18 protein-coding genes are annotated in these 16,444 nt (G+C 39.0%); 11 read left to right on the top strand and 7 right to left on the bottom strand.

Annotation, left to right across the window (positions count from 1 at the left end):
* Together ruvB and DI060_RS09040 are read left to right on the top strand one after the other, a co-directional pair.
* Complete coding sequence (ruvB, locus tag DI060_RS09045) at positions 1-1,020, top strand: Holliday junction branch migration DNA helicase RuvB (RefSeq protein ID WP_108976013.1); 1,020 nt, start codon at positions 1-3, stop codon at positions 1,018-1,020.
* The gene (locus DI060_RS09040) at positions 1,001-1,912 is read left to right on the top strand and encodes an energy transducer TonB (RefSeq protein ID WP_108976012.1); all 912 of its coding nucleotides are present in this window, start codon (positions 1,001-1,003) and stop codon (positions 1,910-1,912) included. Before ruvB ends, DI060_RS09040 begins: the two co-directional genes overlap by 20 nt.
* A gap of 3 nt (positions 1,913-1,915) precedes the next feature.
* Here the strand turns inward: DI060_RS09040 and DI060_RS09035 are convergent, their stop codons facing one another.
* From DI060_RS09035 to DI060_RS09015, 5 genes are all read right to left on the bottom strand, one after another.
* Entirely contained in the window at positions 1,916-2,227 is a 312-nt protein-coding gene (locus DI060_RS09035; protein WP_108976010.1) for a hypothetical protein, read from the bottom strand.
* A gap of 1 nt (position 2,228) precedes the next feature.
* A complete protein-coding gene (locus tag DI060_RS09030; RefSeq protein ID WP_108976008.1) occupies positions 2,229-3,410 on the bottom strand; it encodes a serine hydrolase domain-containing protein in 1,182 nt (393 codons plus the stop codon).
* Positions 3,411-3,477: 67 nt separating this feature from the next.
* Positions 3,478-3,897, bottom strand: a complete 420-nt coding sequence (locus tag DI060_RS09025) for a SufE family protein (protein WP_108976006.1) — start codon at positions 3,895-3,897, stop codon at positions 3,478-3,480.
* Positions 3,898-3,899: 2 nt separating this feature from the next.
* A complete protein-coding gene (locus DI060_RS09020) occupies positions 3,900-4,238 on the bottom strand; it encodes an LIC12806 family lipoprotein (protein ID WP_108976003.1) in 339 nt (112 codons plus the stop codon).
* Positions 4,235-5,245 carry a hypothetical protein gene (locus DI060_RS09015; RefSeq protein ID WP_244594336.1) on the bottom strand — a complete coding sequence of 337 codons (1,011 nt, stop codon included), beginning with the start codon at positions 5,243-5,245 and terminating at the stop codon, positions 4,235-4,237. Before DI060_RS09015 ends, DI060_RS09020 begins: the two co-directional genes overlap by 4 nt.
* 70 nt (positions 5,246-5,315) lie before the next feature.
* Between DI060_RS09015 and DI060_RS09010 the strand changes: the two genes are divergently transcribed.
* The 6 genes from DI060_RS09010 to DI060_RS08985 are packed head-to-tail and all read left to right on the top strand — an operon-like array spanning position 5,316 to position 11,109.
* Entirely contained in the window at positions 5,316-5,495 is a 180-nt protein-coding gene (locus tag DI060_RS09010) for a hypothetical protein (protein WP_108976001.1), read from the top strand.
* Positions 5,496-5,536: 41 nt separating this feature from the next.
* Positions 5,537-6,037 carry a tetratricopeptide repeat protein gene (locus tag DI060_RS09005; protein ID WP_135355026.1) on the top strand — a complete coding sequence of 167 codons (501 nt, stop codon included), beginning with the start codon at positions 5,537-5,539 and terminating at the stop codon, positions 6,035-6,037.
* Positions 6,034-6,630: an RsmD family RNA methyltransferase gene (locus DI060_RS09000; RefSeq protein ID WP_108975997.1), complete on the top strand. Its 597-nt coding sequence runs from the start codon at positions 6,034-6,036 to the stop codon at positions 6,628-6,630. The genes DI060_RS09005 and DI060_RS09000 overlap by 4 nt, the downstream gene beginning before the upstream one ends.
* Positions 6,631-6,656: 26 nt before the next feature.
* Positions 6,657-8,666, top strand: coding sequence for a penicillin-binding protein 1C (pbpC, locus tag DI060_RS08995; RefSeq protein WP_244594335.1), 2,010 nt, complete (start codon positions 6,657-6,659; stop codon positions 8,664-8,666).
* Positions 8,667-8,671: 5 nt separating this feature from the next.
* Complete coding sequence (locus DI060_RS08990) at positions 8,672-9,973, top strand: PP2C family protein-serine/threonine phosphatase (protein ID WP_108975993.1); 1,302 nt, start codon at positions 8,672-8,674, stop codon at positions 9,971-9,973.
* Positions 9,970-11,109: an LptF/LptG family permease gene (locus DI060_RS08985; RefSeq protein ID WP_108975991.1), complete on the top strand. Its 1,140-nt coding sequence runs from the start codon at positions 9,970-9,972 to the stop codon at positions 11,107-11,109. The genes DI060_RS08990 and DI060_RS08985 overlap by 4 nt, the downstream gene beginning before the upstream one ends.
* Here DI060_RS08985 and DI060_RS08980 read toward each other — a convergent pair.
* The gene (locus tag DI060_RS08980) at positions 11,106-12,548 is read right to left on the bottom strand and encodes an FAD-binding oxidoreductase (RefSeq protein ID WP_108975989.1); all 1,443 of its coding nucleotides are present in this window, start codon (positions 12,546-12,548) and stop codon (positions 11,106-11,108) included. The two genes, DI060_RS08985 and DI060_RS08980, sit on opposite strands and share 4 nt — an antisense overlap.
* Position 12,549: 1 nt before the next feature.
* Positions 12,550-13,299: an SDR family NAD(P)-dependent oxidoreductase gene (locus DI060_RS08975; RefSeq protein WP_108975987.1), complete on the bottom strand. Its 750-nt coding sequence runs from the start codon at positions 13,297-13,299 to the stop codon at positions 12,550-12,552.
* Positions 13,300-13,354: 55 nt separating this feature from the next.
* Between DI060_RS08975 and DI060_RS08970 the strand changes: the two genes are divergently transcribed.
* The 3 genes from DI060_RS08970 to DI060_RS08960 are packed head-to-tail and all read left to right on the top strand — an operon-like array spanning position 13,355 to position 16,443.
* Complete coding sequence (locus DI060_RS08970) at positions 13,355-13,855, top strand: NYN domain-containing protein (RefSeq protein ID WP_282097142.1); 501 nt, start codon at positions 13,355-13,357, stop codon at positions 13,853-13,855.
* Between the two features lie 3 nt (positions 13,856-13,858).
* Entirely contained in the window at positions 13,859-15,337 is a 1,479-nt protein-coding gene (locus DI060_RS08965) for an MBOAT family O-acyltransferase (RefSeq protein WP_108975985.1), read from the top strand.
* Positions 15,338-15,348: 11 nt separating this feature from the next.
* Positions 15,349-16,443 carry a DUF1574 domain-containing protein gene (locus DI060_RS08960; RefSeq protein WP_108975983.1) on the top strand — a complete coding sequence of 365 codons (1,095 nt, stop codon included), beginning with the start codon at positions 15,349-15,351 and terminating at the stop codon, positions 16,441-16,443.
* Position 16,444: the final 1 nt, after the last annotated feature.

The raw sequence follows: 16,444 nt of genomic DNA, 5'->3' as shown, positions 1-16,444 counted from the left end.
GTGAGTTTTCGGGAAGAAATAGAATCGATTGGTGAGGACGAACCTAGCCTTCGTCCTACAAAATTGTCTGAATTCATTGGACAGAGAGAAGTTTTGTCCAACCTTTCCGTCTACATAGAGGCAGCTAAAAAACGACAAAGCCCTCTCGACCATGTATTGATTTCGGGGCCCCCAGGCCTCGGAAAGACTACACTGGCACAAATCATTGCCAACGAATTGTCGGTAGCCTTCACCCCAACATCAGCTCCTGCGATTTCAAAAGGTGCTGATTTGGTTCGGTTTCTCACCTTACTCAAAACAAACGAAGTTTTCTTTGTCGATGAAATCCACGGATTTGTGAAAAAACAGGAAGAACTTTTATACCCAGCTATGGAGAATTACTTTGTCGATTTGGTCGTGGGTGAGGGTATCACGGCAAACGCAGTCCAAATCCAATTGCAAGCGTTTACGCTAGTTGGAGCTACAACTCGTTCGGGTCTTGTTAGCGATCCTTTAAAGTCAAGATTTGGAATCCACCTTAAACTAGATTTTTATTCAGATGAAGAAATGGAAATCATCGTAGATCGATCTGCAAAGATCTTAAATGTTTCTTTGCAAGAAGGTGTTGCATTAGAAATCGGAAAGCGTAGTAGAAAGACTCCGCGTATTGCAAACCACCTCCTAAAGCGTGTTAGAGACTTTGGTGAAGTGAAAGGGGAGACTTCAATTACCAAAGAAACTTGTCTTTTTGCCTTCAGCAGAATGGGGGTAGATGAGAAAGGTTTAGATGCCATTGACCGCCAAATTTTAAAGATCATCATAGAGAGATACAATGGAGGACCAGTTGGCATTAAACCCATTGCCGTTGTATTAGGAGAAGAAGAACGAACCATCGAAGATACTTATGAACCATTTTTGGTTCGCATTGGTTTGATTGATCGGACTCCATCAGGTAGAGTCGCCACCAAAAAAGCATACCAACACCTAGGCTTGGCAGATTTGATGAAACCTGGAGAAGAGAATGCGCCAACTCTTTTTTGATTTTGAAATTCCTGAAAAGGAAGAAGGTGAAAATCGCCTTCTATACTCAGCTGCATTCGTTGTATTGATTGCTTCTTTAGTTTTGGGTCATCTCATCACTAGAAATATGTTATGGAAGATGTTCAGCGAAGAGTCGAGTGAGACTTTTTTAAGCGAACAAGAAAAAGAAAAAATTTATGAAGTTTTGGTAGAGCAACAATTTATTAACCCAGAAAAGAAAGATGAGTACAAAGCACTTTCTGATCGAGATTCTGCTGGGGGTGGGGGGCTCACCGAAAAACAAGGTTTTCATACTCTTAGTCCGTTCCGAGAATTCATCTATGGTAGTGCGAGTGCACAACCTTCCAAAGCGCAACCAAAGTCAGAACAAACTAAAGAAGATGATCTATTTGAAATTGGTATCTTTAAAGCAGATCCTGTCTCTAAACAAACCACGGAAGAGAGTACAAACCAAAATGCTTCCGCAGGACAAATGACCAAAATACCATTTAACTACCGTTTTCAGCAGGATTTTCTTTTCCGTTGGGATGGTGCCAAAGCTTTAACGATCCCCACCAAACAATATGCAGGTTATCATTACTTTAAAAATATGCTCCGGAGGATTGAAGAGTCTTTCGCACCTCCAGGCGGAGGGAATTACGCCTATCGGGATATGGCAGGGATTGTCGCAAGGGAAGGTATAAAGCCTGGCGTAGCAAAAGTGCAATTTTTATTAAGCGAGGGTGGGCAGGTCCTAGATGTAAAACTTGTTGGCTCGCAAGGCCAAACCGTTGTGGACCAGTCTTGTATGGATTCTATCCGAGGACAAAACTTTGGTCCTGTGCCAGAGGAAGTGAAAGCCAAAGGTTTGATCTTTGGCATTAACTTTATTTTTCCGGATATCTATCGTTAGGTCTTAGTCATTATCCAAAACGCAACCTAATCTTTCATTTTTGAAGATAGCTTTATTGGTTCTGCCAAGACCGCTCACCGATACTTCTTTTTTGTCCGTGTCATTCTTGAATTCACTGATAGGCACCCATTGCCTTGCAAAATCATGGCATTGTTGTTCGGAAAGTTGCATAACATAGAAACAAGAACAATATTCTTTAGAATAGAAACTTGAGATAATGGAAGGGAAGGCATCTATATGTTTCCAATTCCACTGGACCCAGATTAAAATGATAAATAATATACCGACTAGGACGCTTATAATTTTTTTCTTCATATTATCGAATCACCGCTTCTTTTATTAATTTCAAAAAATCATTCTTGATAAATTTCTTTTCTCGGTCATCGCCATAACGTACAACAACGATATCCAAACTCGGAATGACGATTAGCATTTGCCCCCAATGTCCAAAGGCTGCAAATGTATCTTTTGGTGCATCAGGCCATGGATCAGGTACACCCCTTTCCGGTACACCAGTGTTTGCATACCAATGAGAGGTGTAATTGTCTTTTGCTAAATCATCGGAATAGGGAGTTGTTTTATACCCAGGAGCAGGAGTCCGTGTAAATTGAACCCATCCTTCCGGAAGTATGCGATTGCCGTTCCATACACCATCATTCAAATACAAATACCCAATCTTTGCTAGATCTCTCGCATTCAGATAGAGGTAGGAAGAGCCAACAAAAGTTCCAGAAGCATCCTGTTCAAAGGTGGCATTTTTGATCCCAAGAGGTTCAAAAAGAGTCTTGTAAGGCAATTCATCATAAGCCTCTCGGCCATGGATTTTTTTTAGGATAGCGGACAATATGTTCGTATCACAGCTTGAATAGTAAACATTTGTGCCTGGTTCTGATCGCATTGGGAGATTGCTACAAAACTCTCCCATATCCTTTCTCCCTCGAGTATATAACATTGCAATCACACTTGATTTTAAGGGGCCACTTTCATAGCCTTCTTCCGCATCAAGACCTGAGGACATATTCAATAAATGTCGAATGCTTATTTTCTTGTGTGACTCATCTTTACTCAAAGGTTCGTAGTGATAATAGCCTGGATCATCCAATTTCAATAGTTCATTTTTTATACTGACTCCCACTAAAGCTTGTAATATACTCTTTGAAACCGACCAGGTTAGGTGAAGCTTATCTTTGTCAAAATTTCTTGCATATTTTTCAAAGATGATCTTTCCATTGCGGATGATCAGTAAAGCATCTGTCCTTCGACCTTTTCTATCGGTGTCATCACCTGTTCTCTCAAAGGCGTATTCATCAACTAACTTAAGTTTTTCTGAAGATACTCCGACTGTTTCGGGTTTTGTTTCTTTCCAGTCAGGATTTGGCCATTCGGATTTCAATCGCGGAGGGAGAGGTTTGACTTCTGGTGCCCCACCGTAAGGACTTAGGTCCTTACCACAAGACAAAAGGAAAATAGGGATCAGACAAAGTAAGAATTTGGTCATTTAGGTTACCTATGAGATCAAAGTGGCTCATAGAATAAGCCGTTTCCAAAAAAGGACAATTCAAAAATTAAACGTTTGGATTTTTTGCGTAATTTTTCAGCAGATTGACCATAGAGTTCAATCCATTCCTTCGCGAGATGGAAAGGAATTTTGATAAGCCAATTTCATCGATAAAGGAAAGAGAAGCCTCCGCAATTTCTTGCGGTTTGTGGTCAGAAAACACGCGAATGAGTATAGCGATTAAGCCTTTGGTCAATGCGGTGTCACTATCCGCTAAAAATTGTAAATTCCCAGAATCTTCTTTGGGATATAACCAAACACGAGATTGGCATCCAGGAACTAAGTACTCTTCGACCTTCTTGTCTTCTGGATAACTGGGCAATGCTTCTCCCAATTCAATTAGGTATTGAAACTTTTCTTCCCAGTCGGTAAGATCTGAGAACTCTTCCACAACTTCTTTTTGTATCTCTTCGATTGGCTTTGGCATCTCTATTCTTTGGACTTTGGGAACTGGCTAAACCTTTCTTTTTTTCGCATGTAAAACTTATCTGGGCCTTGCCCTGGAATTTTAATATCGACCCGATGCTCCGCTGTTACAAATAACTCTGCTTCCTGCCCTGACAGAGGAAAGGTAAATTCTAATCTGGTGCGTGGATTGAGAGGAAACCATTGGCCTTCCATTAAGAGTGTTTTCTCTTCAAAGTCTACGAAGATACATTCTGGTGGTTTGCTGAGTAAGTAGCAAAACTCGCCTTTCTTTGGAACACCTTTGTGGAAAAGACCGCAAGACAGACCAAAGGCGATGATTACGTAAATCAAAAATTTCACTGGATAGGACCTATCTCCAATTTGGTTTTGGCTCCTGGCTTTTCTTTGGCCATTTCTTTTACAATTTGAATGATTTCTTGGTTTTGGCTCCCCGTTGTTTGGTAGTAGACTTCCAATAAATCGATGCCTTTCTGGGTTAAGTTTTGTAGATGGAAAATCTTTGCTTCCGTGATGGTTGCAGTTTCAGTGATTTTATCTGGTTTGTCGGATTTAGCACTTCTTAGTAGAGATAAAGCAGAGACAAAATCTTTTTTATAGTATTTGCCCATACCTTTTAGGAAATTTTCCTCTCGTTGTGAAAATTTGATCTCTCCCTTATAGGTATTTTGTTTGGTGCTTTCTATCAATTTTTCCAAGCCATTGGCGTCACCCGCCTGCATCAAGTTATATGTAAGTAGCCATGTATACATGGACTGGAATTCGATAGAAAGTTTCTCTGGATCAATCTGTGAAAAATCTGCCGTTAGAGTGGATGGTTTTTTGACTCCTCGGTGGGTTTCACTTAATAACAGAAGGACTCGATTGTTTTCCCAATCAGGAAAAGGGCTTTGTGAAAATGCTTCAGCCTTTCTCACATTCCAAAAAATGGACTGAATGGTTTCTTCGGCTAATTGGGATTTTCCCAGGAAATCTGTAAAATCGGAACCCAAATTGAGAACTAGGCTAGAGGTATCGAATCGGATTCCCAGCCTGACTAAATTCCAGTATAGACTACGAGCGATTAGGTGGTAGCCTGTAGCTTCCGTAGGGTCCTTTTCCACAAGGAGTTGGGCTATGCTTTGGAAATCATTGATGTCCTGTTCTTTTAAGGCTTGGTTTTTCCAAAGTTCAATGGTTTTTTCTTTGGCTTTTTCAGCCCTTACACTCTGGTCACGAGCGAAGAGGAAGTAAATATCACGACGGTAATAATAAAGTAGTCCAAAAAGAGCCAGCGCAAGAATCAAAAAAACCCATCTCGATTTGGATTTTTTCTTTTTATGAGGCTCATAACGTGAATAGGTGACCATGGCTTTCTTTCCATTTTTTTTTTGCCTCCCCACTTGACACGGCTTTTTCTTTGTGATTTAGTGAGTTTGTATGGAAGATGATATTTTAGAAGATGATGAGTTCGATATGGATAGCCTCAATGAGGACGTGGTCACCTATGCATGCGAAGATTGTGACCATAGATGGGAGGCAGATTCCGAAGAAGAATACCTTGATTCTTGGGAGTTGATTTGCCCAATGTGTGGTTCATCCAACATCACTGAGCTTTGAATTCTAGGCATTTCATTCTTTTTTTTTGTCTACTATTCTGCTTGTGTGGAATTGTCTATGCCGAAGAACGAGATTTCAAATCAACTTGGGATGAATACAAAAAAGGAAATTACGACACTGTCCTACAAATCACAAACAAATGGATCAAGGAAGCAAATGCTGAGGTTGATCCCCGTATTTTTTATCTCTACATAGCTACCGAGAACGACTGGAAAAAGATGAGATCAGCAGTATCTCGATTCCAGAATTCTAAAATGAAATCATCTCCCATTTTTTGGAACGCAATCTACCTCTACTTAGAAAGAGCTCTCGTTCTTGGGGATTCCGAACAACTTGTCCAATATGGAAAACTATTTTTTTCTGAGGCGAGCTCTCATCCAAAAGCCACTGAAGCAATGTTTTTATATGCATATGGACTATCAGATTTAAGCAATCAAACAGAAGCGATTAAGATATTGGATGAGATTGAAAAACGAAATCCATCCAATCGTTTAGCAAACGCTATTTTGGAACTCCGAGAGGAGATCAAAGCCAAAAAATGAAGTCGCTTCGTGTTAGCCAAGGCATCTGGAAAGGCAAAGAAATCCCATGCCCTGAAGAAGTTTCTGGCCATTTAAATTTTACAAATAGTTTAGTCAAAAAATCTCTGTTTGATGTCATAGACTCAAGATTAGATTCTTGGGGAATTTCTAACCAAGAGAGTTTATTTTGTGATTTTTTTTCTGGGAGTGGGCAAATCTCCGCAGAAGCATACAGCCGAGGGTTTGGCAAAATCTTGGTATATGAGTTGGACCAAAAGAGATTTTCCGGCCTATTGCAATTGTTTAAAGGTATTAAAACGATTACTTTGTTTCGAAAGGATGCAACAAAACATGCAATAAAATGGGAATTGGGAGAGGAGAAAGCATATATCTTTTACTTGGATCCCCCCTATACTTACTGGTCTGTTACGCCAACGCGTATGAGTTCTATGTTACTCCAACTGGTTTCGCACTTAAATGATTTGAACAAACCGTATTTGATCCTTTCTCAGATTCCCGAACACCAGAAAGTGGAAGAAATTTGGTCCGGTTTAGAATATAAAGTTAGAGAATATGGCAGTCATTCCTTGGTTGAACTTTCATGCAAAGAATAGGTACAATTTGTACCATAATAATAGTTTTGTTTACCGCGACTTTTGCTCTAACAGCATCGCCAAGTTATGAAGAGGTAAAAAAAAACTATAGACCCTCAGATCTTATCTTTTTGGATAGAGAGGGCATTCCCATCCAATCCAAACGAATCCACTTTGAATATCGTGCAGAAGATTGGGTTGAATATGAAAACATCCCAACAAACCTCATTGAAATGGTCGTCTGGTCTGAAGACAAAAAATTTTTCGAACATTCTGGCGTAGATACACTTTCCTTTCTTTCTTCCCTATGGAATGCAGTCAAAGGAGAAAAAATTCGCGGTGCTTCCACCATTACTATGCAGTTGGTAGCCATTCTTAATCCTGAATTAGCTCCTAAACAATTTAAAAGAAATTTTGCACAAAAATTAAAACAAATCCAAGCCGCTACAGAACTGGAAAATCAATGGAACAAAGAACAAATCATTTCCGCGTATTTGAACCTAATTTACTTTAGAGGAGAATTAAAAGGGATCGGAGCTGCATCAAAAGGTTTGTTCAAAAAAAAAGTGGAAAACCTTTCAGATTTTGAAGTTGTACTTTTGGCTAGTTTGATTCGAGCACCGGAAGCAAATGTAGAAAGAGTTGCTGAGAGATCCTGTTTACTTGCAAAAGAGAAATTGAAAGAGGAGAGTTGTGAGCCAATCAAACAATTTGTAAAGGAGACACTTTTTGCAAACTTACAATACAAAAGTTCACCAAACCAGGCAAAGTTATTTATTGATCGAATGCTATCCCAGGGAGATATTTCCCGCCAAACAAGTCTCTCTCTTTCAATACAGAAACAGGTTTTGTCAATCTTAAAGTCTCATGTATTGGAATTGAAAGAACAAATGGTAAACGATGGCGCTGTTTTGGTTATGCACAACCAAACAAGTCAAATCGTCGTATATGTTGCAAACATCGGTGAAGTGAGCTCCGTTCCATTTGTAGATTTGATCCAAGCAAAGCGACAGGCTGGATCGACGTTGAAACCATTTGTTTATGCGCAAGGGTTCGAAGAAAAAAAAATACAGCCAGATACCATCCTACTTGACTCTCCTATTGATATCCCTGTCTTCCAAGGTACATACCGTCCATTGAATTATGACAAATCTTTCAAAGGGAAGGTCAGTGTTCGGCAAAGTCTCGCTTCCTCTCTCAATATCCCTGCCGTAAGGGTTTTGTCCTACCTTGATATGGGGAGGTTTATCGAAACACTATCTAATGTAGGTTTTAGAAATCTCGCCTATCCTGAGTATTATGGGCCTTCCCTTGCTCTTGGATCAGCGGATATTTCCTTATGGGAGCTAACAAACGCTTACCGAGTATTTGCAAACAAAGGAATGTTTTCAAACCCCATATACAATGCTGTTGAAAATCAGACAGAATACAAACGCGTCTTCAGTAAGGAAACTAGCGGACAAATCACTGATATTTTATCGGACCGAGAGGCGAGGTCTACCAGCTTCGGATTGGAAAACTTTTTATCCACTCGCTATCCCAGTGCAGTCAAAACGGGAACGAGCCAAGATATGAGAGACAATTGGTGTGTGGGCTATACTTCTGAATATACGGTAGGTGTCTGGGTTGGCAATACCGAAGGAAAGCCTATGCGCAATGTAACAGGGATTTCAGGTGCAGGTCCCGTTTGGAGAGAGGTCATGGATATTCTCCATGCAAACATAAGTCCAAACGAATGGAAGAGGGAAGTAGACAATGCACCTAAAGAAGATCCTCCGCCCAAGCTCGCAGCACCTTCTTTGGTTTTGGTTCCAAAGATAGAGTCACCGACGAGAGGTGCGATCTATGCTTTTGACCCAGACATTCCCAAGTCACAGCAAAGGATTTTATTTCGCATGAATCGGTATTCTAGTGATTGGTTTTGGGTCTTAAATGGAAAGAAACTTGAGGTGGCAAAGGATTCGTTTCTTTGGGCAGTCGAAAGAGGAGATTTTATACTAGAAGTTTTAGACCAAAATGGGAGAATCATCGATAAGGTAACTTTTGAAGTTCGTTAGATTGTATGGTGAAACTCTTTTCCACAACGAAACCCTTCCAAGATAGTTTACAAATCGAAGAGGAAGTATTAACTATTTCTCGCATTTGTTTATCTGTATTTGTGGCTTTCATTGGATTTGGAATTTTTGCCCCCGTAAAGGAGCTGGGTCTTTACGATCCTATCTGGCTGAGAGTTTTGCATACAGGCATTACATTTTGTTTCATACTATTAACCTATTTCTCTGAGTACGTGAGAAAGAGAATCCAGCCAATAATGTTAGTTTTCTTTTACACTATGAGCAGTCACTCTCTCATCCTCTTGTATTGGAACTCATTGTATATAGGTTATCTCGTCGGTATGATATTGGTCATTACCTGTATTGGTGTCAGCTTTGTAGAAAGGCGTTGGTTAGTTCATTATCTGACATTCGTAGTCAGCGCAGGGGTATTAGTCGGAATTTACACTGAAAAACCACAAGTCGAGTTGTCACTCTATCTCTCTTCCATCATTACACCAGCTTTAGTATCATATTTAACACTCAATACTAGGCTCAGCGCCGTTGAAAAATTGAGGATATCTCAGATCCAATTAAAAAAGTTTCATGATCGTATTTCTAATGATTTGGAGATGGCATCTGAAACTCAAAACCACTTAGTGACAAAGGTTTGGCCAAATAGCAAAGGTATACATTGCAGTAGCTTTTTTAAATCCTACGAAAAAATAGGAGGAGATGCGATCAGCTTTGTGATCCGAGATGATGAGGAAATTGCGATCTTCTTCGCAGATGTAGCTGGGCATGGTATTGCCTCCGCCATGGTCTCTGCCATGGCAGTCTTGTCGTTCAAAATGAATGCAAGTTTGGAGGCTACCCCGGCAGCTTGTTTAAATGCCATGCACCAAGAATTGCAAGCCATTGTGAAAACGAACCATATCAGCGCTTGTGTCTTCTTTTATTCGATAGCTGAAAAAAAACTTTCTTATTCTTATGCGGGCCATCCACCGATTCTACTCATTTCTCAATCAAATAATTGCCAAATCTTAGAAGGCAATGGCACCGTCATCGTATCCCCACTTGAACCAAAATTGAAAAATTATACAAAACACTTACAATCAGGCGATCGAATTTTATTATACTCTGATGGGATTACTGATGTTTACAATTCATCTGAACAGGAATTTGGCATAGAAGGGCTCATATCCTCAATCCAAAAAAATTCCAACAAAAAAGGTGAAGAACTATTGCATTCGATTTACCATTTGGCTAAAGAGTATTCTAACCAAGTATCCATTGATGATATGAGTATGTTTTTATTGGAGATTGAGTGAATTCCATAATTTTAAAACCAATCCTTTGGATCAAAAGAGAATTTATCCCTTTTCGAATCTTAGATCGATATCTATTTTTCGACTTTTTGAAAAATTTCCTAGGAACATTGATCTTACTAACATCTATGATAGTGATCTATGAGTTTACAAATAACATGAAATATTTGGTATCCTCAAAAGTTGACCAAACTCATGTTTATCTGTATATTCTCTTTTCAGTACCTGGCATGATCGTACAGGTTGTTTCCCCTGCTTTGATGTTTTCAGTGTGTTTTGTTGTAGGACAGTATAGCGTAAACAAAGAACTCGTTGCTATCATGGTTGCTGGGGTATCCTTTCTTCGCATCATCACACCTATATTATTTTTTGGATTTTGTGCTTGGATCTTTATGTCCTTCTTTACTCAGTTTGTTGTGATCCCAGCGAATAAAAAAGCGCAGATCGAATACAGCTACATGATCAAAGGTGCCAATAAACTTGTGGATTTTGTTTACCAACTACACATCAAAGGCAAAAAAGGATTTTATTATGTGTATTGGATAGATGAAAAAGAAAGTATGATTAAAGGTGGTTTCAATTATATTGAAATCAACGCGGATGGCTTGCCCAATTTTGTCGTCTCTTCCCAAAAAGCGAAGTTTACACCTGAGCCACATAACTGGACTCTATATGATGTAGAAGAAATCAAATTTAATGATAAGATCGAGGTTATTTCTCGAAAAAAAATAGAATCAAAAGACTATCCTTTCCCCGAAGACATTCAATACTTTTCCAAACCTACGCGAAATCCAGAACAAATGAATTTTTTCGAATTGGCCGAAGAGATTGAATCACGAATCATTAAAGGTATCCCCTATCGAGATGTGATTGTCCAAAGACATGCAACATTTGCAATGCCGCTCATGTCTTTCGTGGTCGTTGCTTTGGGGGCATTGGCTGGCGCCATAACCAAACGATCCGCAGGAGTTGCTTCATTGGGTATTACCATTGCAGTTGTTTTGTTATACTATATCCTCTATTCGACTATGAAAACCTTGGCAGAAAATGGCGGACTGCCCATTTGGTTTGGGATTTGGTTCACACCCGTACTTTTCATCACTGCCGCCTATTTTTTCTATAAGCGGATGAATATTTAATTGGTTTCGTTTAGAAAGACTCTTCTATATAGATCTGTGCTCAGGATATTGTTTGGGTCATATTTTTTCTTGAGTAGTTTGAATTTTTTTAAATTCTCTTTCGGAAAGTAAGATTCCATGATTTGCTTTCTGAGAGTGGAGTCTTTTGCAAAGTAAAATTTGCCTTTGTTCTTTAAGACAATCTCATCCATTTCGTAACATAGTTTCCAAAGGTTTTCCTTGTTTCGCTTGGTTACGGGAAAGTCCATAGCAAGCGAAAATCCATCCACAGAATGTGTCAGTAGAAATGGATCCGGTTTGTGCTTTTTGAAGACCGACAAATAATTTACTATGCCTCTTGATTGGCAAAGTTGAAAAATCTCTTTCATAGCGTCTAAGGCATTTTCTTTTGGAATGAACACTTGGTACTGGATCATCGCCCCAGGCTTGTAGATGAATTTCCAATTTGGTACATAATCCAAAAGGAATGCATATTCCGCATGTCCTTGGAAATACTCCTTTCCATTCACTAAAATACTTGCTATGTATTTTGCAAAGTTAATCAATCTCATTCCGAGATTGAAGCTAAAAGGCCTCATCAATATCCACATCCACTTTTTTGGGATCAAATAAAAGAGCCTGGAAGGCAAATGCTGTTTTTCTAGTGCACAATTTGCTGGAAAATCTGGATCTTCACCAGACTCTAAATTGACTGCTTTATGAATTTGGCCTCTGCCGAGGGATTTTCCTGAAGCAAAAGCATCTATCCATCCTACCAAATAATCGGACGATTTGTACTCTCTTTCAAAATAATCAAACATTTCTTCGAAATTTTTTGTTACTACAGGAGTGATTTTCATCTTCCCTGAATATATCTTTTTCATCTGTATTTTGACAGTAAGAAAGACTCCCAACATACCGAAGCCTGAAATCGCTGAATAAAAGAGCTCAGAATTTTTTTTGGGAGAGCATACTAGCACCTCTCCTTTTGCTGTCACAAAAGTAAATTCTAAGACGTGTTCGCCGATAGTCCCCACTTTAAAATTATTTTTGCCATGTATATTCATGGAAAGTGCTCCACCAATTGTGGGCATCATTGTGCCTGAAACCACTGGAGGCCAAAACCCATTCACGATGCCATTTTCCCATAAATCTTTAATACGAGCACCAGATTCAACTTCTATGATTCCTTTTTTAGAATCGAAATGAATTATTCGGTTAAAGTTTGTTAGGTCTAAGACTATACCTTGGGAGTTGATCGAGGCATCCCCATAACTACAGCCACCACCTCTGAGTGCGATGGACTTTTTGTTTACGTTAGCCCATTGGATGATGTTGATGATTTCTTCTTGGGTTTTGGGTCGGAACACAGGGCTAATTGAAGATGAATTCATTCCCCAGGCTTCGACAGATTCACTCTTTGGTATGCTTATTTCTTGTATCTTTGATTTTGTTGCCATTTTAAATGTTTAACTTCTTAAAAATAAAACTTGGGATGTTACGGATGATAAAGGCAACTAGAGACCATATCCCCGGGACATAGAATACCTCTTTGTTTTTATCTGTCTTTTCGATAATGGTGGCTGCGGCTTCTTCGGCCGAAATCGCTCTGAGGAGTCCCTTTGTTGGAAGAGTAAGTCCTTTTACCATTTCTGTATTTACATAGCCAGGTTTTACTGTGATTACAGTTACATTTTTCACTGCCAATCGATTTCTCAAGGATTCTAAGTATGTGTTTAATCCTGCCTTAGATACAAAATATCCTGGGTTTCCTTTGCGTCCTCTTTCACCTGCAATCGAAGAGATGCCAACGATCGTTCCCTTACCCTGCTTTGCAAAGTATTCCGCTGCTTGGTTAAGATACGCCATCGCACCCAAAAGATTCACCTGGATCATACTTTCATCTTTTTCTGTATTGTATTCTTCTGGTCCTACGTCCGGCATCGTTCCCGAAGCATAAAAGATTTCATCCAATCCACCTAATTGTTTGAGTGCATCTTGGAAGACTCGTTTTGCCAGTTGCAGATTTGAAACATCAGCTTTGAGAAAAAGGGCTCGTTTTTCTTTTTGAGAATTCCAAGGGGCAGTGATCTTTTTTAATTCATTCTCTCTGCGCGCTAAGAGTAACACCAAATGGCCCGCCTTTAATTCTGCCTCAGCAATGGCTCTGCCGATACCGCTGGATGCACCAACTACAATTATTTTTTTCATTTGGATTCCTTTTTTTTGGTTTTAGGGAATCTGGCAAGTTCATTCAATAGGGGAAGTGTCCTATTCTACCCGAATCTTGATTGATGGGATGAATTTAATGTACAAATTCCCCGATTTGGCCTTCCTTTTGGTGGAATATAAAATCCATGAAGCACGCTTAGGACTCTTACAATACCTATGGCAATACTTCCAAGAACAGAAAGCTGTAGAGGTGCTAATTTTTTTTGATGGTAGGAAGTCGCCCTGGGAGGATTGTTATTCGGAGAAGTATGCAGAAATGTCTGTCCACTATAGCCAAGAAAAAAAGGCAGATGAACTGATCATGGCTTGTTTGACACAAAGTCCCATTCCATCACAATGCCTCGTCATAACTTCCGATAAAGAAATCATTAATTTTGCTAGGCGCATCCGTGCAAAAAGAAAAACCTCAGAGGAGTTTTACAAGGAGTGGACCTCTCACTGGGACCTTCAAATGGAATCAGAAGTTGACCAAATCAAAGAAGGTGTGAAAGAACAAACCGAAACAGAGTTTTGGATGAAACAGTTTTTACGGTAAACTATGCTATTTAACTCCATACCATTTTTTATATTTTTCACGATTGTGTATCTTCTCTACTGGAGTATACCAAAGTCTCAGAGAAAATCCTTCCTACTTTTGATGGGCATTGCGTTTTATTATATTTTCTCTCCCATCCTCACCTTACACTTTTTAGCTGTAATCATTGTTAACTATGGATTGTATCTCAATATCAAGAACAATCCTTCTCGAAAAAATGTAACGATAGCTGTAGTGTTAAATTTGATCAATTTGGGAGTTTTTAAATATTTTTATTTCTTCAATCGTGTTTTAGCTGACTTGACTGGTTATCCATTCTTTCAGAAAGTACCTGACTTAATCCATATTGGACTTCCTCTCGCTGTTAGTTTTTATAGTTTCCAAGTGATTGCCTTTGCTGTTGATACATATCGCAATCCTAACCAGGCAAAGGTGCCTATTCTTGACTATTGCCTTTTTATAGCATTTTTTCCAGTTCTCATCGCGGGGCCTATCATGAGGTTCAGTGATTTTTCGCCAAACTTGGAAAAGTTGAGTCCTGATCGTGACAAATTGTACAGAGCATCTTATCTCTTAATGTTGGGATTGATCAAAAAAGTTCTCGTTGCTGATCCCATGTCAACGACCATCAGTCCTATTTTTTTGAATCCGGCAACTTACGATAGTTTTTCGCTATTTATGGCAGGTATCTGCTACTCAATCCAGGTATATTGTGATTTTTCAGGACTCACTGATATGGCACGTTCCCTTGCGCTTTTTTTAGGATTTGAGATCCCAGAAAATTTTACCGGCCCTTTTTTCTCAACATCAGGAAGAGAATTGTGGAGAAGGTGGCATATCACCCTTTCATTTTGGTTGAGAGATTACATATATTTTCCATTAGGTGGCTCAAGGTTAGGAGAGATTCGCACCTATTTTAACTTAATTGTCATCATGACCCTAGGTGGTTTTTGGCATGGGGCTGATTATACCTTTATTTGTTGGGGGTTTTATTGGGGTGTGATTCTAGCGACCGAAAGATTTTTGGAGGACTCCATGGGTTGGAAATTAACACCGACCAAAAACTTCGGACTGATTGTTCTCAAAGCTCTATTTGTTTTTGTCTTATTCTCAATTAGCGGATTGATGTTTCGTTCGAACAATGCATCCTCAATGGTTGATTTATTTGTTGGTTTGTTTTTAAACTTTCAGAGTTTTTTCTCAGAAACATTGCTTTCATCGCATAATTCTTGGCTATATGGTGCTTCGCAAATTCTCAGTTCAGAACCAATCTTTCGTTTTTCACACATCGAAAATTTAGAGCGTGTTACTTATATGGGATTTGCCTTAGTAGTGTTTCATTTATTTCAATACTTTCCGGGTTATTGGACCCGCTTTCGCAAATATGATGCTATACTTGTTCCGATCCTTGGAGTGATCACGATTTTTATGTTAGCTACTCTTTCCCAAGATGGAGGAGATTTTATCTATTATAAATTTTAGATAATAAAACTATGGATCTACTCAAAAATAAGTTCTTACTTACCCCTGTCATAGTCATCGCTCTTGCGTTTTGTTTGGACAAACTCCTTCTGTTTGAAAACGTGCATACTTACTTTTCGAAATCACTTTCTGATATCAATTACATCCAAAAAAATCAATTATATGGAAACTTAAAGGAGTATTTACAGAGACCTGATCGAAAGAAAGTACTTGTTTACTTTGGAAATTCAAGGGCGCTTCTTTTTGATACAGAATACATCGAAGCTCAATATCCTGGTTGGACTTTGTTTAATTTTTCAGTGCCAGGTGGAAAATCAGATTATACGCTCCAATGGATGGAAAAGTTTAAAAAAGACAAAGTTAAGCCCGATTTCATTTTATTTGACCATTCCGTTGAATTGTACAATTCATCTGCAACTCTCAGTGTAGATGAAACTTTAACCAATGGCCTTGATGTATTCTTTGTCCTCAGGCATTTTAAGCTCTTTCGTTCAGATGAAATCTCGACATTGATTGCGAAGCGAATGTTTCGAAGTTATCAATTTCGTCCCAAGTTAGAAGTGATACTCAAACGGGCGATGAACAAAGAAAAATATGTTTATACCTATCGGGATTTGCGCAATAATCTATTTGATCGCTTAACAAAAAACCAAGGTTCCGCAATGACACCGGGAACTCACCAAGCTGTGTTGCCTGAGGAACTTTTAAAAAAGTCAGCTAGAGGTGATTTTCATTCCTATCTCGTTCCTTTTCGTTTTTCAAACAGTACCTTAGAGTTTTTGGACCAGTCCATTCAGATCACCAAAGAAATGTCTATTCCTTGTGCCACCATTTGGGTGAGATTGTCCTTACCTTATATGGATCATATTCGCAATGAATTAGTGAGCGTAGAAGACAATCAAAACATGTCTATCTATGATTATTGGCTACCTAGAATCTTGGCTTACCAAAACAAAATAAATGTTCCCTTTTGGAATATGAATGATGACAAAACCTACAAATGCAATGAGTTTAGCGATGCAGGGCACATGTCTCCATCATGTTATAAGGATTATACCAACTTTATTTTCCAGAGAGTTGTGAGTAGCCCAGTAAGGCAAAAATAAT

Origin of the sequence: Leptospira ryugenii, assembly GCF_003114855.1 — a bacterium.
Lineage (GTDB): Bacteria > Spirochaetota > Leptospiria > Leptospirales > Leptospiraceae > Leptospira_A > Leptospira_A ryugenii.
The sequence above is the reverse complement of the archived record's forward strand: the minus strand, read 5'-3'. Positions and strand labels throughout refer to the sequence as shown.

Coding starts and splice junctions, on each gene's coding strand:
- DI060_RS09040 (WP_108976012.1), top strand. CDS start 1,001: ATGCGCCAACTCTTTTTTGATTTTGAAATTCCTGAAAAGGAAGAAGGT.
- DI060_RS09035 (WP_108976010.1), bottom strand. CDS start 2,227: ATGAAGAAAAAAATTATAAGCGTCCTAGTCGGTATATTATTTATCATT.
- DI060_RS09030 (WP_108976008.1), bottom strand. CDS start 3,410: ATGACCAAATTCTTACTTTGTCTGATCCCTATTTTCCTTTTGTCTTGT.
- DI060_RS09025 (WP_108976006.1), bottom strand. CDS start 3,897: ATGCCAAAGCCAATCGAAGAGATACAAAAAGAAGTTGTGGAAGAGTTC.
- DI060_RS09015 (WP_244594336.1), bottom strand. CDS start 5,245: ATGGTCACCTATTCACGTTATGAGCCTCATAAAAAGAAAAAATCCAAA.
- DI060_RS09010 (WP_108976001.1), top strand. CDS start 5,316: ATGGAAGATGATATTTTAGAAGATGATGAGTTCGATATGGATAGCCTC.
- DI060_RS09000 (WP_108975997.1), top strand. CDS start 6,034: ATGAAGTCGCTTCGTGTTAGCCAAGGCATCTGGAAAGGCAAAGAAATC.
- DI060_RS08990 (WP_108975993.1), top strand. CDS start 8,672: ATGGTGAAACTCTTTTCCACAACGAAACCCTTCCAAGATAGTTTACAA.
- DI060_RS08980 (WP_108975989.1), bottom strand. CDS start 12,548: ATGGCAACAAAATCAAAGATACAAGAAATAAGCATACCAAAGAGTGAA.
- DI060_RS08975 (WP_108975987.1), bottom strand. CDS start 13,299: ATGAAAAAAATAATTGTAGTTGGTGCATCCAGCGGTATCGGCAGAGCC.
- DI060_RS08965 (WP_108975985.1), top strand. CDS start 13,859: ATGCTATTTAACTCCATACCATTTTTTATATTTTTCACGATTGTGTAT.
- DI060_RS08960 (WP_108975983.1), top strand. CDS start 15,349: ATGGATCTACTCAAAAATAAGTTCTTACTTACCCCTGTCATAGTCATC.